Below are 15,900 nucleotides of genomic sequence, written 5' to 3' on the forward strand. Positions count from 1 at the left end.
CGAATTGTGACTAGGACAGGATTTTAAATCCGTCAAACTTATATTTTGGCTAACTTTAATGAAATTTTTCAATCTCATTGATTATCTTTTTTTATGGCACTTAAGCCAAATCATGCATATAACTTATGGAGTTTCGGACAAAAAATTACCGAAATGATGTTTTTTACGCATCCTAAAAAAAGACATAAATGCATTAACGACGCTGTATTTTGTTTGTTTTGTAGTCTATGACGTCCCAAACACCAGTTGGAAGTATACCCATTTTTCTTAATGGTCTTCATACATGTGGAACTGCTCTGCCCCGATAACCGGCACAGCGGTTCTTTGCACGTGTGGGCAACAACTGGTGTTACAGGGGTACAACATGGCTCAGAACGGTAGCGTAGTGACAGATGTTCTTTCTCGTACAAACGGTGCGGTAATCTCTCAGGTTTCAAATTCCAGCCAGGACGTCACCCTCAATCAAATCAGTATCGTACGCGTGCATGCCACGCGTGATGCCGTCACCAGCTACGAGCGTGTCGGCAATGATCTGGTCATCCACATGAAGGATGGCCGCACGGTCCGCTACCACAGCTTCTTCGACACCGATGGCAAAGGCCATCACAGTGAACTGATTTTCGATGACGGCGTGCATCCGATTGAGCACGCCGCTTTTGTCGATACCGGGGCCACTGCGGCTGCGGTACCGATTGTTCCCGCCTATGAAACCATTCCGGGCGTGGGCGCGCTGGTTATTGATTCTTCCAATTTTGATCCCGCGGTCTTAGGTGCCGTGCTGGGCGTTATCGCGCTGGGTGCGGGTATTGCGATTGCCGCAGGTGGCGGCGGGGGCGGTGGTGGCAGCAGCAGCGACAATGGCGGCAATAACGGCGGCAACGAGGGCGGCGATACCCCGACCCTGACGCTCGGCGCGTTCGCCGGTGATAACCGCCTGAACGCCACGGAAGTGCGCAGCACCCAAACCTTCTCCGGCGTGGCGACCAACGTGGCAGCGGGTGATACGATCACCCTGACCATCAACGGCAAAACCTACACCACAAAAATTGGCAGCGGCGGGGCGTGGAATTTACCGCTGACCGCCGGTGAATTGCAGGGACTGGCGGACGGCACTTACGTGGTGACCGTGAAAGTGACCAACAGTGCGGGCGCCAGTATCAGCAAAAGCGTCACCGTGGTGGTCGACACCACACCGCCGGTCATCAACGTCAACGCCGTTTCCGGCGACAATATTATCAACGCTGCCGAACACAACCAGCCGCTGGTTGTCTCCGGTACTGCCTCCGCGTCAGAAGCCGGGCGCACGATCACCGTCACCCTGAACGGCGTGAATTACACCGCGACCGTCGGCAGCAATGGCGCGTGGTCGGTCACTGTTCCGGCCAACCGCGTCGCGGCGCTGGCGAACGGCGAGTATGACATCCGTGTCGCGCTGACCGATTCTGCCGGTAACAGCACCACGGTAACCCATGATCTGACGGTTAATACCTCGGTGGTCAGTACCACGCCGACCATCACCCTGAACGCCTTTGCCGGAGACAACGTGCTCGATGGCGCGGAACGTCAGGTGAATCAGACCATCAGCGGCTCGACGACCCATGTCACCGCCGGTCAGGTTGTCACCATCACGCTGAATGGCAAAACCTATACCGCGACGGTACTGGCCAATGGCAAATGGAGTGTCTCCGTGCCTGCCGCCGATCTGCTCGGGCTGGAAAACGGTACGCTGACCATCAACGCGACCGTGAAAGACACCGCGGGCCATACCGCCACCACCAACGAAAATGTGACCGTCAATGCGTCCCTCGCCGGGATTGTGGTGAACCCGATTTCCGGTGACGGCCAGCTTAACCAGACCGAAGCGCAGTCACCGCTGGCCATCAGCGGGATTGCCTCGAACGTCCCAGCTGGCACCGTCGTGACGGTGACGCTGAACGGCAAAACCTATACCGGCACCACCACGGCAAACGGTTCCTGGAGCATCAACGTCCCGGCGGCTGATTTGCAGGCGCTGGCCGATGGCGCGACCACCGTCAAAGTCAGCATGGCGGGCGTCAGTGTCAACGCCAGCGTCAATGTGGCTACGCATCCGGGCGACGTCACCCTGACGCCACCGTTTGGCGGCGACGGCGTGCTCAACAATACCGAGGCGGGATCTAACCAGACCCTGACCGGTAACACCGGGCTGAAAGGCGCGGGTCAGACCGTCAGCGTGGTGATCGACGGCCACACTTACACCGGCACGGTTCTGCCAAACGGCACTTACACCGTCACGCTGCCAGCCTCGGCGGTATCAACCCTGCCGCAGGGCCAGAATTCTGTGGTGGTGAACGTCACCGATTCTGCCGGTAACCACAACTCGCTGACTACCAACGTATCCGTCGATACCGTCGCGCCAACACTGGTGATCAATCCGCTGGCGGGCGACGGGCAAATCAGTCTGGCCGAAGCGGCGGGCGCACTGACCCTGTCAGGTACCGCCTCAGTGGCTGACGCGGGCAAAACGGTCACCATCACCATTGATGGCAATACCTTTACCGCCGTGGTCGGCGATAACGGCGCATGGAGCACGCAAATTCCGGCAGGTACCCTGACCGGTCTGAACGGTGATTTCACCGTCAGCGCCACGTTGACGGATGCGGCGGGTAACAGCACCACCAGCACCAGCCCGCTGCACGTTGTCGCGGATGCCACGGTTCAGCCGGTTATTACGGTGAATGCGTTTGGCGGTGATAACGCCGTGGATGGCGCAGAAGTGCAGACGGCTCAGGTGCTGACCGGGACCACGACCCGCGTCGAAGCGGGTCAGATTGTCACCATTACGCTCAACGGCAATACCTATGAAGCCACGGTGCAGGCCAGCGGTAACTGGAGTGTGATCATTCCGGCAGCCGATATGGTCGCGCTGACCGACGGCACGAAAACCATCAATGTCAGCGTGTCTGATAAAGCCGGTAACCCGGCGACCGGCAACGATACCTTCACGGTGGATTCCACTGACAATGGCATCGCGATTGATCCGGTGACCGGCGACAACGTCATCAACGTCACCGAAACCAATGACGGTATTTTGATCACCGGGACCACGCTCGGCGTCGCGCCGTTTGCGCTGGTGACGGTGACGTTCGGTTCACTGATCCGCCTTGCCCTGGTGCAGCCAAACGGCAAATGGTCTCTGGCACTGTCATCCGCCGATTTACAATCTCTGGGAACGGATCCCGCTGGCCTGCAACTTTCCGCCAGCGTTCAGGCGCTGGACGGTACGACGCTCAATAACAGCGTCTCCGTCGGTGTGGATAACGTCGCGCCGGTGCCAACCCTCAATACCCCGTTTACTGATGGCCTGCTCAATGCGACAGAAGCCGCCGCCGGACAGACCCTCAGCGGCACCACCGGCAAAACTGGCGATGGTCAGACGGTTACCGTTACGCTGGGTGGTCACACCTATAACGCCACCGTCGCCGCAGACGGTAGCTGGACAGTGAAAGTGCCGGCGGCCGATTTGCAGGCTTTACCGGCGGGCAATGTGCCGATCACCGTCAATGCCACCGACGGCGCAGGTAACACTGCCAGCGTGAGCGGCAATGCGAGCGCAGATTTCACCGCACCGACGCTGACCGTCAATCCGGTCTCCGGCGACGGTTACATCAACGGCGCAGAAGCGGCGGACGGTGTGGCGATCACCGGCACGGCCTCGATTTCTGAGCAAGGACGTACGGTCACCGTCACCCTCAACGGCGAAACCTATACCGGCATTGTGCAACCCAACGGCCAGTGGAGCGTTTCCGTCCCGGCTGCCGCGTTTAACGGCGTGGCAGACGGCAGCTATCCGGTGAAAGTTCAGCTGTCTGATGCCGCCGGTAACAGCACCACGGTCAATTCCAGCGTGCAGGTGGCGGCGGATGCGGCTAACAGCCCGACCATCAGCGTCAATACCTTTGCGGGCAACAACGTGCTGGATGGCGCGGAGCAAAAAACCGCACAGCAACTCAGCGGAACGACGTCGCATGTGGAAGCCGGTCAGACGGTGCTGATCCTGCTCAACGGTCACTCTTACACGGCGGTGGTTCAGCCAAGCGGTAGCTGGAGCGTCAGCGTACCGGCGGCGGATCTGGCGCTTCTTGCCAACGGCACCACACAAATCAGCGTGTCCGTGGCGGATAAAGCCGGGAATGTGGCGACCGGCAGCGAAACCCTGACCGTCAACAACCTGCTCAGTGGCCTGTCGGTCAATCCGGTGGCGGGTGATAACCAGCTTAATGCCGGTGAAGCGGCGGCGGGTATTACCCTCAGCGGCACATCCAGCAACGTGCCGGTTAACGGCGTGGTGACCATCACGCTGAACGGCAAAACCTACACGGCAACGGTTGGCGTCGGCGGTGCCTGGAGCGCACAAATCCCGGCCGCCGATCTGGCACTGCTCAATGACGGCAATAACACCGTGAAAGTCAGCGCGACCGATGCAGCAGGCAATCCGGTGTCCGGCAGCAGCGACTTCGGCGTGATCATTCATTCCGTACCGGCGGCCACGCTTAATACGCCGTTTGGCGATACCCAGCTTAATGCCAGTGAAGCGGCGGCGGGTCAGACCCTGACCGGCAGCACCGGCGTCAGCGGCGACGGACAAACTGTCACCGTTACCATCGGCGGTAATGGTTACCCTGCGACAGTGGATGCCAGCGGGAACTGGAGCGCCACCGTCCCGGCCGGGGATTTGCAGACCCTCCCGCAGGGACCTGGCGCTGTACAGGTTGCGGTCACTGACGCGGCAGGCAACACCAGCAATATCAGTGCGCCGGTGACCATCGATACTGTCGCGCCCGTTGTCACCATCACCACGCCGGTGGCGGGCGACGGCACCATCAATGCCGCCGACGCCGGAGCGGTTATTCCGGTCAGTGGTACGGCGGGGGCGGGTGAGGCGGGGGATACCGTCACTATCAGCATTGGCGGACACACTTATACCGGCACCGTGGCAGCAGGCGGCGGCTGGACGGTGAACATTCCGGCGGATGCGCTGGCGAACGTCGCCAACGGCACCTATACCCTGACCGCGACCGTCACCGATGCCGCCGGTAACGCAGGCACCGCCACCGCACCGGTGACCGTGACAGCGGATCCGGCATTCCTGCCGACCATCGACATTGATCTCTTTGCCGGAGACGGCACGCTGGATGGCGCAGAGCGCACCAACCCGCAAACCGTCAGCGGCACGACGACCAATGTGGAAGCCGGGCAACTGGTCATCGTGACTGTCGGCGGCATTGAGTATGAAGCCACAGTGCAGGCCAGCGGCGCATGGAGCGTCAGCATTCCGGCGGGGACCTTGCAGACGCTGCAAAACGGCCAGGCAACCATTGAGGTTTCTGTCGCGGATAAAGCCGGTAACCCTGCTGTTAACAGTGAAGACTTCACCGTGAACAGCGCACTGGGCGGTGTAACCATCAACCCGATCACCGGCGATAACAAAATCGATGCCACCGAAGCGGGTACCGGTTTTGACATCAGCGGTAAAACCGCCAATGTACCGGAAGGCACTGACGTCACCGTCAAACTGGGCACCGCGACGTACACCACACAGACCGATGCCGACGGCAACTGGACGGTCAATGTTCCGTCGGGGGATGTCGCGAATCTGGCGGACGGCACCAGTCATGTGATTGTGACCACCGTGACCACCGATCAGGGAGAGGTCACCACCACGCAGGATCTGGGCATTTACACCACCTTGCCGCAACCGACGCTCAACACGCCGTTTGGCGATGGCTTGCTGAGCAGCGCGGAAGCCGCGACCGATCAGACCCTGACCGGGAAAACCGGGCTGACCGGCGACGGCCAGACGGTGACGGTCACCATTGACGGCACGCCTTACACCGGCACCGTGGCGACCGACGGAAGCTGGACAGTCACTATTCCTGCGGCAGATTTGCAGGGTCTCGGTGAAGGTACCAACACGATTACGGTGGCGGTGACCGACGCCGCTGGCAACACCGGCACGCTGCCGGGTTCGGTGGACGTGGACTTCACGCCGCCAGCGCTGTCGCTGGATCTCGTGGCGACGGATAACGTGATTAACGCCGCTGAAGCTGGCGCGCCGATCACCCTGAGCGGGAACGGCGATCCGGCCGATGCCGGGCAGATCGTGACACTGACCTTCAACGGCCAGACCTATACCGCAGAGGTGCAGGCAAACGGCAGCTGGAGCACCACCATTCCGGCGAACACCCTCGACGGTCTGGCCGACGGCAGTTATCCGCTGACCGCTGAACTGACCGATGCGGCAGGCAACACCACCACGCTGCCACCGGTCAGTATCGGAGTGGTGACGCAGAACGTGCCGGTGCCGACCATCGATACGCCGTTCGGCGATACTTTCCTCAATCAGCGCGAAGCAGACACCGACCAGACGCTCACCGGGACCACCGGCGTCACGGGCGCAGGTCAGTCCGTCGTTGTGAATATCGGCGGTGTGGATCATGCGGCGACTGTCGATGCGGCCGGTATCTGGACGGTGAATATCAGTGCGGCGGATTTGCAGTTAATCACCGAAGGTCCGCAAAACATTGTGGTCACAGCTACCGATAGCGCGGGTAATGCGGGTACGGCCAACAGCGCCATCACCGTGGATTACACGCTGCCAACGCTGAGCTTTGATCCGGTGGCGACGGACGACATTATTAATGCGGCGGAAACCTTGCAGCCGGTGGTGATCAGCGGCACATCAGATATCCCGGATGCAGGACAAACGGTTTCTGTGGTGCTGAGCTTCAACAATGTGACCTACACGGCGATCGTCCAGCCGGACGGAACCTGGAGCTTCACGCTGCCAAGTTCTGTGGTACAGGCGCTGGCAGATACCACTTACACACTCTCCGCGACCATCACTGATGCCGCCGGTAACACCACCACCGGCAATCATTCCTTCACCGTGGATGCGGCGGCGGCTGACTTGCCAACGCTGACCATCACAGCGGTGTCGGAAGATGATTACATTAATGCGGTAGAAAAAGGTGCGGATATCCCGATCACCGGGACATCCACCAATCTCGAAGCCGGACAGACGGTGGTGGTGAGCTTTAACGGCAAAAACTACAATGCCCTCGTCGGTGCGAATGGCGAATGGACGGCAACCGTGCCGCTGGCGGATCTGGCGACCTTGTCCGACGGGCCGATTACCGTAACAGCGACTTCAGCTGATCTGGCCGGTAACCCGGCGTCAGCGTCGCATAACGCCACCGTGATCGCCCAGCCGGGCGACCTGCCGACCCTGACCATCAACGCCATTTCCGGCGATGATTACATCAATATCACCGAACACAATCAGGGCATGACCGTGAGCGGCACCTCCACGCATATTCCTGTGGGTGGCACGGTGACGGTGGTCATTACCGGCGAAGACTACACGGCGACCTATACGGCCACCGTGCAGGCCAACGGCAGCTGGAGCTTCCCGATGACCGCCGCGCAGGTTCAGGCGATGCCGTCCGGCAACAACACCTTTACGGCTACTGCGGATGACGTGGCGCAAAACGTCGCCACCAGCACGCACGATGTGACCGTGGATACTATTCCGCCGTTGCTGACCGTGACCGTGGATACCGGCGGTGACGGCATCATCAATCTGGCCGAAGCCGCGCTGGGCGTCCCGGTAAGCGGGACCACCGATCCTAACCTGACGGTCAAAGTGACCTTCAATGGTAAGGATTATCTGACCACCGCCAGCGATCAGGGCGTCTGGTCGCTGACCATTCCGGGCGCGGATGTGCAGGCGCTCACCACCGATGGCAACAAAACCTTCGGCGTCAGCGTCACTGACACCTCAGGCAACATTGTCACCGGCTCGGGCAATTTCACCCTGGCCACGCATTCACTGCCAACCCTGACGGTCGGTCTGATTGCCGGTGACGGCGTGCTGAACATTGCCGAAGCGGCCGCCGGGTTTACCCTGAACGGCACCAGCAGCGGGCTGGCGGCGGGCACTGCCGTGCTGGTCACCATTCCGGGGCTGGCGGATCCGATCTCCGGTGTCGTAAATGCCCTCGGAACAGGCTGGACTGCCGTCGTGGCACCGGGTCTGCTCAGCGGGCTGGACAACGGGCCAATACAGATCAGCGTCTCGGCGACGGATACGGCGCTTAACCCGGCTTCTTCCAGCGCCAGCCTCAATGTGGCACTGACCCAACCGGGCATACCGACCATCAATACGCCGTTTGTGGATGGCGTGCTGAATGCCGCCGAAGCGGGCGCAACCCAGCTGATCACTGGCTCCACCGGCATTGTCGGCGCAGGCCAGACCGTGACGGTGACGATAGATGGCACGGCGGTCACCGCGACCGTCGGGGCGGATGGCGTATGGACCGCCACGGTGCCTTCTTCTGTGTTACTGGGGCTGACGGATGCCACGCACACCATTTCGGTGACGGCGACAGACAGTGCGGGTAACCCGAGCAGTGAAGCGGGTACGCTCGATTTCACGGCGCTGACGCATGTTCTGCCTGTGGCGGGAATCAATATCCCGTTCGGTGACGGCGTGCTGAATCTCGATGAAGCCACAGCGGGCGGCACCATTACCGGTACCACCGGTATTACCTCGCCGGGTCAGACCGTCACGGTGGTGATTAACGGTAACGCGGTGCCGGTGGATGTGGATTCTGCTGCCGGAACCTGGACGGTTACCCTGACGCCAGCGCAGTTGCTGGGCTTGCAGGACGGCACCTGGCCGGTCGTCGTGACTGTCACCGACAGCGCGGGCAACACCTCGCCGCTGACGGCGTCGGTTGACGTGCAAATCCACAACGTGCCGGCACCGACCATCAATCTGCCGTTCGGTGACGGCACGCTGAACATTGCCGAATCGACGGCTGTGGGCGGCCAGACGCTTACCGGGTCCACCGGCGTGACAGGCGCAGGTCAAACCGTCAGCGTGGCGATTGCAGGCATGACCGGCAGTCCGTTTACCGCCGCGGTTGATCCGGTTACCGGCAACTGGAGCCTCAACCTGACACCTGTGCAGCTGGCCAGTCTTGGCACCCCGACGGCGGCACACCTGATTACCGTCACGGCGACCGATGGCGTGGGCAACCATACCGATGCCACCCTGTCCTTCACGTCGCATCTTTCTGCCCCGGATCCGGTTATTAATCAACCCTTTGGTGATGGCAGTCTGAATATCGTGGAAGCGGGAGGCGTGAATGTGATTACCGGTAACACCGGGATCACCGGCGATAACCAGAACGTTAAACTGACCATCGACGTGGGCGGCACCATTTATACTGCGACCGTCGATCCGACGACGGGCGACTGGGCGGTCAGCCTGCCTGCGGGCGTGCTGAACTCTCTGGGCAGTGGCACGCACGATATCAACGTGACGGTGACGGATGCCGCAGGCAACACCACGCCAGCGACATTGCCATTCACCAGCTATCTCACCGTGCCGGATGTCACCATCGACACGCCGTTTGGCGACGGTTACCTGAACGCGACCGAAGCCGGGGTCACGCAGACCCTGACCGGGACGACGGGGCTGACGGGGGCAAATCAAACCGTGGTGGTGACCATTGGCGGTCTGACGATCCCCGGTGTCACGGTGGATGCGAACGGTAACTGGTCAGCCCCTCTGACGGCTGGCGAACTCGCCGATCTGCCACAGGGACCGCAGGAAATCACCGTCACCGTCACCGACGGCGGCGGCAATACCGGTTCGGCCATGGCGGATGTCGGCATTGCCGTGACGCTCTTGCCAACGGTGGCAGTGACCTCCTTCGCCGGTGCCGGTTTTGACCTGACCTATACCGAAAGCCAGAGCACGCAAACCATCACCGGTACCACGGTGAACGTGCAGGCGGGGCAGCAGGTAACGGTTTCCGTCGGCGGCATCAGCCATCAGGCTACGGTGCTGGGTGACGGTTCATGGAGTGTGACGCTGACACCGGCTGAACTCGGTACGCTGACCACCGGGCAGACGATCGGCGTCACGGTGAGCGATCTGGCGGGTAACCCGGCAACAGGGGCTTCAGCGCCAATCACGGTCAACCTGACACCGCCAGCGTTCTCCATCAGTATCGATCCGGTCACCGGCGACAACATCATTAATGTGGCGGATGGCAGTCCGTTGAACATAACCGTTTCCGGTAAAACCCTGAACGTACCGGACAACACAGAGGTTATCGTGACGGTGGGCAGCGTGGCGCACACGGCGACGGTCACCGGTGGCGTCTGGTCGGTGTCTGTGGCTGCCACTGAATTCACCAATGGCACCACCACGACGGTTACCGCGTCAACACTGGATCCATTAACCAATGCCACACAAGGCGTGCTGGTGGATACCACCTTGCCAACGGTGACGATCAATGCCTTTACCGGCGACGATGTTCTCAACAGCACCGAGTCGAAATCCGCGCAGCTGATTACCGGTGCGGCGGATGCCGGCGACGTGGGGCGTGTGGTGGTTGTCAACCTGAATGGCAAAACCTACAGCGGCACCGTACAGGCAGGCGGCACCTGGTCCGTCAGCGTACCGGCAGCCGATTTGCAGGCATTACCACAAGGTAGCGGCGCGACCAACGTGATCTCCGCGACGCTGACAGACGCGGCAGGCAACGTGGGCACGGCGGTTCCGCATACCGTGAACGTTGATACCGCCGCACCGTTACTGGCGCTGGATGTGGTGGCCGGTAATAACGTCATTAACCTGGTGGAATCGCTGGCCAACGTACTGGTCGGCGGTACCTCCAGCGGGGCAGACGGTCAGACCGTCAACGTCACTCTCGGCGGTGCGTCAATTGGTACGGCAGTGATCCAGCCGGGCGGGGCATGGACGCTCAACCTGACGCCAGCGCAGTTGCTTCTGCTCAACGACGGCACCCTGACTCTGGCAGCTACCGTGACGGATCAGGCGGGTAACACCACCAGCGTCAGCACCGGTCTGGATATCTTCTTCAACAAACTGCTGGCACTGAATGTGACCAGCGGTCTCGGGCTGACGGACGGCTTCCTCAATCTGGCGGAATCGCAGGTGGCGCAAACCATCAGCGGGACGGCGATTGGCGCGGGCGTGGGATCGGTGGTCTCGACTGTCATCAACGGCACGCCGCTTTCGGCGATTGTCGGGGCGAACGGCGCTTGGTCGCTGAACATTCCGGCGGCGTTACTCGGTGCGCTGGGTGAAGGCCAGCAGGTGCTCAACATTAACCTCACCGATGCCGCAGGCAACGTGAAAGCCTCCGTGCTGAATCTGGACGTCATTAAAACGCTTCCGGTTCTGGGCGATCTGGATCCGCTGTTTGGCGGCAACGGTCTGCTGAATGCGGCGGAATCGCTGCTGGCGCAAACCATCGGCGGGGTAGCGACGGCGGTTGACGGCACTCTGGTGACCGTGACCCTCGGCGGTAAAACCTACAACACCACCGTGACGGCGGGGACCTGGGACCTTCAGATCCAGCCGGGCGATTTGGGCGCGTTGCTGGACGGCAATCTGAATCTGGGGATCACCCTGACGGATCCGGCGGGTAACACCTCCACCACCACTGTTCCGGTGGGCATTGCCATCCACAATCTGCCGCAGGTGGTGCTCAACACCGTGTTTGGCGACGGCGTGCTGAATATCGCCGATCTGCTGGTGAATCAGACCATCAGCGGTACGGTCTCCAACGTGGCAGCGGGAACCGCCATTGCCGTGCAGGTCGGCACGCAAACCATTAACGGCGTGGTCGATGCGACGGGGCATTTCCTGGTCACCGTTCCGCCGTCCGTTCTTGGGTTGCTGAGTGGTACCACTGCGGCGGTCAGCGTGACGGTCGCCGATGCGGCGGGCAACGTCGGCAGTGCGGTGGCGAACGCGGTGCTGGATCTGGTCAAACCGGTCATTAACCTCACGTCGGTTCTGGGCGATGGCTTGCTGAATGCGGCTGACGCACTGACCACGCAGGTGATTGGCGGTACGGTCAGCGGCGTGACCACCGGGACGCAGGTGCAGGTGACGCTGGGCGGGAAAACCTTCCTCGGCGCAACCGATGCCAGCGGTGCGTTCAGCATCACCCTGCAACCGGGTGACCTGAAAGCCCTCGGCGACGGCACCTTCACGGTCGGGGTTTCCGTGACCGACAGCGGCGGTAACACCAGCACCACCAGCGGAACGCTGAATTCGATCATCAACGCGGTACCGAAAATTGTGCTGGATCCTGTGTTCGGTGCAGACGGCATCCTCAACGCGGCTGAAGCCCTGCTGACGCAAACTATCAGCGGGACAGTCACCAACGGGCATGTCGGTGAAACGGTCAATATCAACATCGGCGGGGGGCTGATTAATCTGACGGCCGCCGTAGGCAGTGACGGCAAATTCACCGCGTCGCTGACCCCGCTGCAACTGGCCGGGCTGCTGGACGGCAATCTGACCATCGTCACCTCGGTGACCGATGCGGTGGGCAACACGGCGTCCAATACCGTGGGGCTGAATGTCGGTATCCACAACCTGCCATCGATTGTCCTTAACCCGCTGTTCGGCGACGGCGTGCTGAATGTGGTTGACCTGCTGACCGGACAGACCATCAGCGGTGTCGCCACCAACGTGGCGCAGGGCACTCAGGTTCAGGTTTCCCTGAATGGCAAAAACTATCTGGCGACAGTGGGCGCGGGCGGCATCTTCAGTGTCACCGTGCCGGCGCTCGATCTCTCCGCCATCGTTAACGGCACGCAGTCGGTGGTCGCCAGCCTGACGGACGGATCCGGTAACCCGGCCTCTGTCACCGGTCTGCTGAATGTGGTGTCGCAGTCGCTGCCAACCATCACGCTTAACCCGCTGTTTGGCGATGGCCTGCTGAACGCGGCAGATGCGCTGCTGACCCAAACCATCAGCGGGACCACCACCAACGCGCAGGGATCGACCGTGACCCTGAACGTGGGCGGCAATACCCTGACGGCGCTGGTGAAAGCCGACGGTACCTTCAGCGTGGCGGTCCCGCAGCTCACTCTGTCGGGCCTGCTGGACGGAACGCTGAACGTCGGTGCCTCGGTGACTAACGCCGCCGGTCACGCCGTCAGCGGTAACGCCACGGCGACGGTGGGGATCCACACCTTGCCGACGCTGCTGGTCAATACCCTGTTTGGCGGAGACCAGTATCTCAATGCCGCCGAAGCCGGGGTTAACACCAACATCAGCGGGACATCCAACCTGCTCAACGGCACGGTGTCGGTCAGTATTGGTGGCGTAACACACACCGGTACCATCACCAACGGCGCGTGGAGTGTGCCGTTCACCTCGGCAGAGCTGAAAGGGCTGTCGGATGGCTCAACGCAGGTTTCTGTCTCGGTTGCGGATCTTGTGGGTAATACCGCGATTGTGTCTAACCCGCTGAGCGTACTGACGCATGCACTGCCGCAGGTGGCACTGAACCCGGTTCTCGGCCTGACGCTCGGTGTGGTAGGCGGCATTCTGGGTGGTCAGGGGCTGACCCTGAGCGGGACCAGCCGCAACATCGCACAGGGCGGTCAGGTCAGTGTGACCCTGCTGGGCAATACGCTGGCGGGAACCGTGCAGGCGGACGGTTCGTGGACAGTGAAACTTTCCAGTGCACTGCTGAGCAGTTACGGCGTGATTGGCTTACTGAACGCACTGCTCGGCGCGGTGGTTGAACTGAAAGCGGTCGATGCGGCCGGTAACGGATTCGATGCGCACGTCGGGCTGACGGTAGGTTCAACATTGCCGGCGGACGCCAACGTTGCGCAGGTTCAGTCGCTGTCAGTGGACGATACCCATACGCTGGCGGCGGTTCACACCACCGATACCAGTACAACTACGGATACCTCAGTGACGCACGCCGCCAGCACGCTGACGGATCCGCTGGTGACAACTGATACCAGTGCTTCAACCACCACCACGCACGACACCACCACGGCAGACACTACCGCGCACGCGGACACGGCGTTCTCCATTGGCGGTATCACCATCGACCTGACGGCAACTGACGGCGTGGCTATCGGCGGCGCGGGCAACGATACCATCTCAGTGCATACCCTCGATTTCTCGCAAATCGACGGCGGCACCGGTGTCGATACCTTACTGCTGGCGGGCACCAATCAGCATCTGGATCTGACCGTACTCGGACTGAAAGTCGAGCATATCGACATCTTCGACCTGGGCAATTCCGGCACCAACAGCATTTCCCTGAACCTGCATGAGGCGCTGAACGTGAAGGATAACCCGACCGATGAAGTGATCATCAAAGGCGGCGAGGGCAGTCTGGTGAATCTGCACATCGGCACTGACGGCGCATGGAGTGAAACCGGACAACGCACCGTCGATGGCCTGACGTTTGACGTGTACCACAACGCATCCATGGATGCCTCAAACACCCTGGGAGACGTTCTGGTGCAGCACGGTCTGCACGTACAACAGAGTTAATTTCTGTACTCCTCCCCCTGCGAAGGGGGAGGCGCAGTACCAAAAAATCAATCGGCGTAATTAAGTGGTGTCGGTAATGAAAAATAAGAGAGTGATGCGGTCACTGACCGTCATATTGGGCACCTTGTGCCTGACCGGGTTAACAGGGAATACGGGTGTGATGGCTGCGGTGAAACAGCCGGAATTTAACTGGCAGGCCGCGCCAACGGAAGAAATGCGCGCCAGCCTGACGTTACAGGATGCCATCCTGCGGGCGTTTGCGCGCAATCCGCAAATCTCCGAGGCCGCCGCGCAAATCCGCGTCGGCAAAGGCAATCTTGATGAGGCCAAAAGTGCGTGGTATCCGCAGATTTCCTTACAGGGAACGGCGGGAAAATCCCATCAGACCGACTCCGCGGGCAGCCTGAGCAACAACGCCTCGGCGGGTGTCCAGCTCAGCCAGTTGCTGTATGACTTCGGTCGTACCGGCGGCAGCATCAGTCAGCAGGAATACCTGTCTGACTCCTATCGCTATTCGCTTTACAGCACCATGACCGACGTGGCGCTCAGCACCATGCAGGCCTATCTCTCGGTCAAACGCTATCAGGCACTGAGCCTGGCGGCGCGTGACAACATTGCCTCTCTTGAACGGGTGCGGGACACCGCCAAACTGCGCGCCGACGCCGGGCTGAGTTCTCAGTCCGATGTGTTGCAGGCGGAAACGCGCATTGCCGGTATGAAAGCCACCGTCGAACAATACCGCGCGCAGCAACGCTCCGCACAGGCACAACTGACGGTGCTGACCGGCGTGGTCTCCGACAATCTGCCGGATCTGCCGCAAAGCCTGCTGGATCAGAAAGTGACCCTCGACAAAATCCCTTACGAAAGCAGCACGCTGGTTCGCGCCGCACAGGCCAAACAGCAGGCGGCGATCGAAGAAGTGAATCAGAACGAGGCCCAGCACTGGCCGACCCTGAAAGTACAGGCGGGACGCACGCGCTATGAAAACAGCGGCGGTGGCGGTTCTTACTGGGATGATCAGGTTCAGCTGGCGGTGGATGCGCCGGTGTATCAGGGCGGCGCGGTCAGCGCCAGAGTCCGCGCGGCAGAAGGCCAGCGGCAGGCGGCGCAGGCCGAAGTGGAAAAAGCCAAGCTGGATATCAACCAGAAAGCCTCAACGGCCTATGCCGACATGATCGGCGGGCAGCAGCGCCAGCTTGCTGGCGAGCAACAGTTTGGCAGCGCGACGCACACCCGCAGCGTCTATCAGGACGAATACAAACTCAGCAAGCGCAGCCTGAACGATTTACTCAGCGTCGAACAGGACGTCTTTCAGGCCGACACCTCGCGCATCGGCGCGCTGTATGACGGCTGGGACGCCACGGTGCGTTACGCCGCTGCGGTCGACAATCTGGTCGACATGTTAGGCATCGACCGCCAGAAACAAACAGGTGACACCATCCCGTCGCTGTAACGCACGGGCAGGACGGGAATAACCCAGAAGCATTCGATAACGAGGTTGA

General features: G+C 60.9%; 2 protein-coding genes. Both read left to right on the forward strand.

Features of this window, described 5'->3' with window-relative positions; translation table 11 throughout:
* The first annotated feature begins 364 nt into the window (after nt 1-364).
* Entirely contained in the window at nt 365-14,398 is a 14,034-nt protein-coding gene (locus tag EYY67_RS04820; RefSeq protein ID WP_131692965.1) for an Ig-like domain-containing protein, read from the forward strand.
* A 76-nt stretch (nt 14,399-14,474) separates the two neighbouring features.
* A complete protein-coding gene (locus tag EYY67_RS04825) occupies nt 14,475-15,851 on the forward strand; it encodes a TolC family outer membrane protein (protein WP_119822559.1) in 1,377 nt (458 codons plus the stop codon).
* Nucleotides 15,852-15,900 lie beyond the last annotated feature (49 nt).

Origin of the sequence: Rahnella victoriana (assembly GCF_004330295.1) — a bacterium.
Lineage (GTDB): Bacteria > Pseudomonadota > Gammaproteobacteria > Enterobacterales > Enterobacteriaceae > Rahnella > Rahnella victoriana.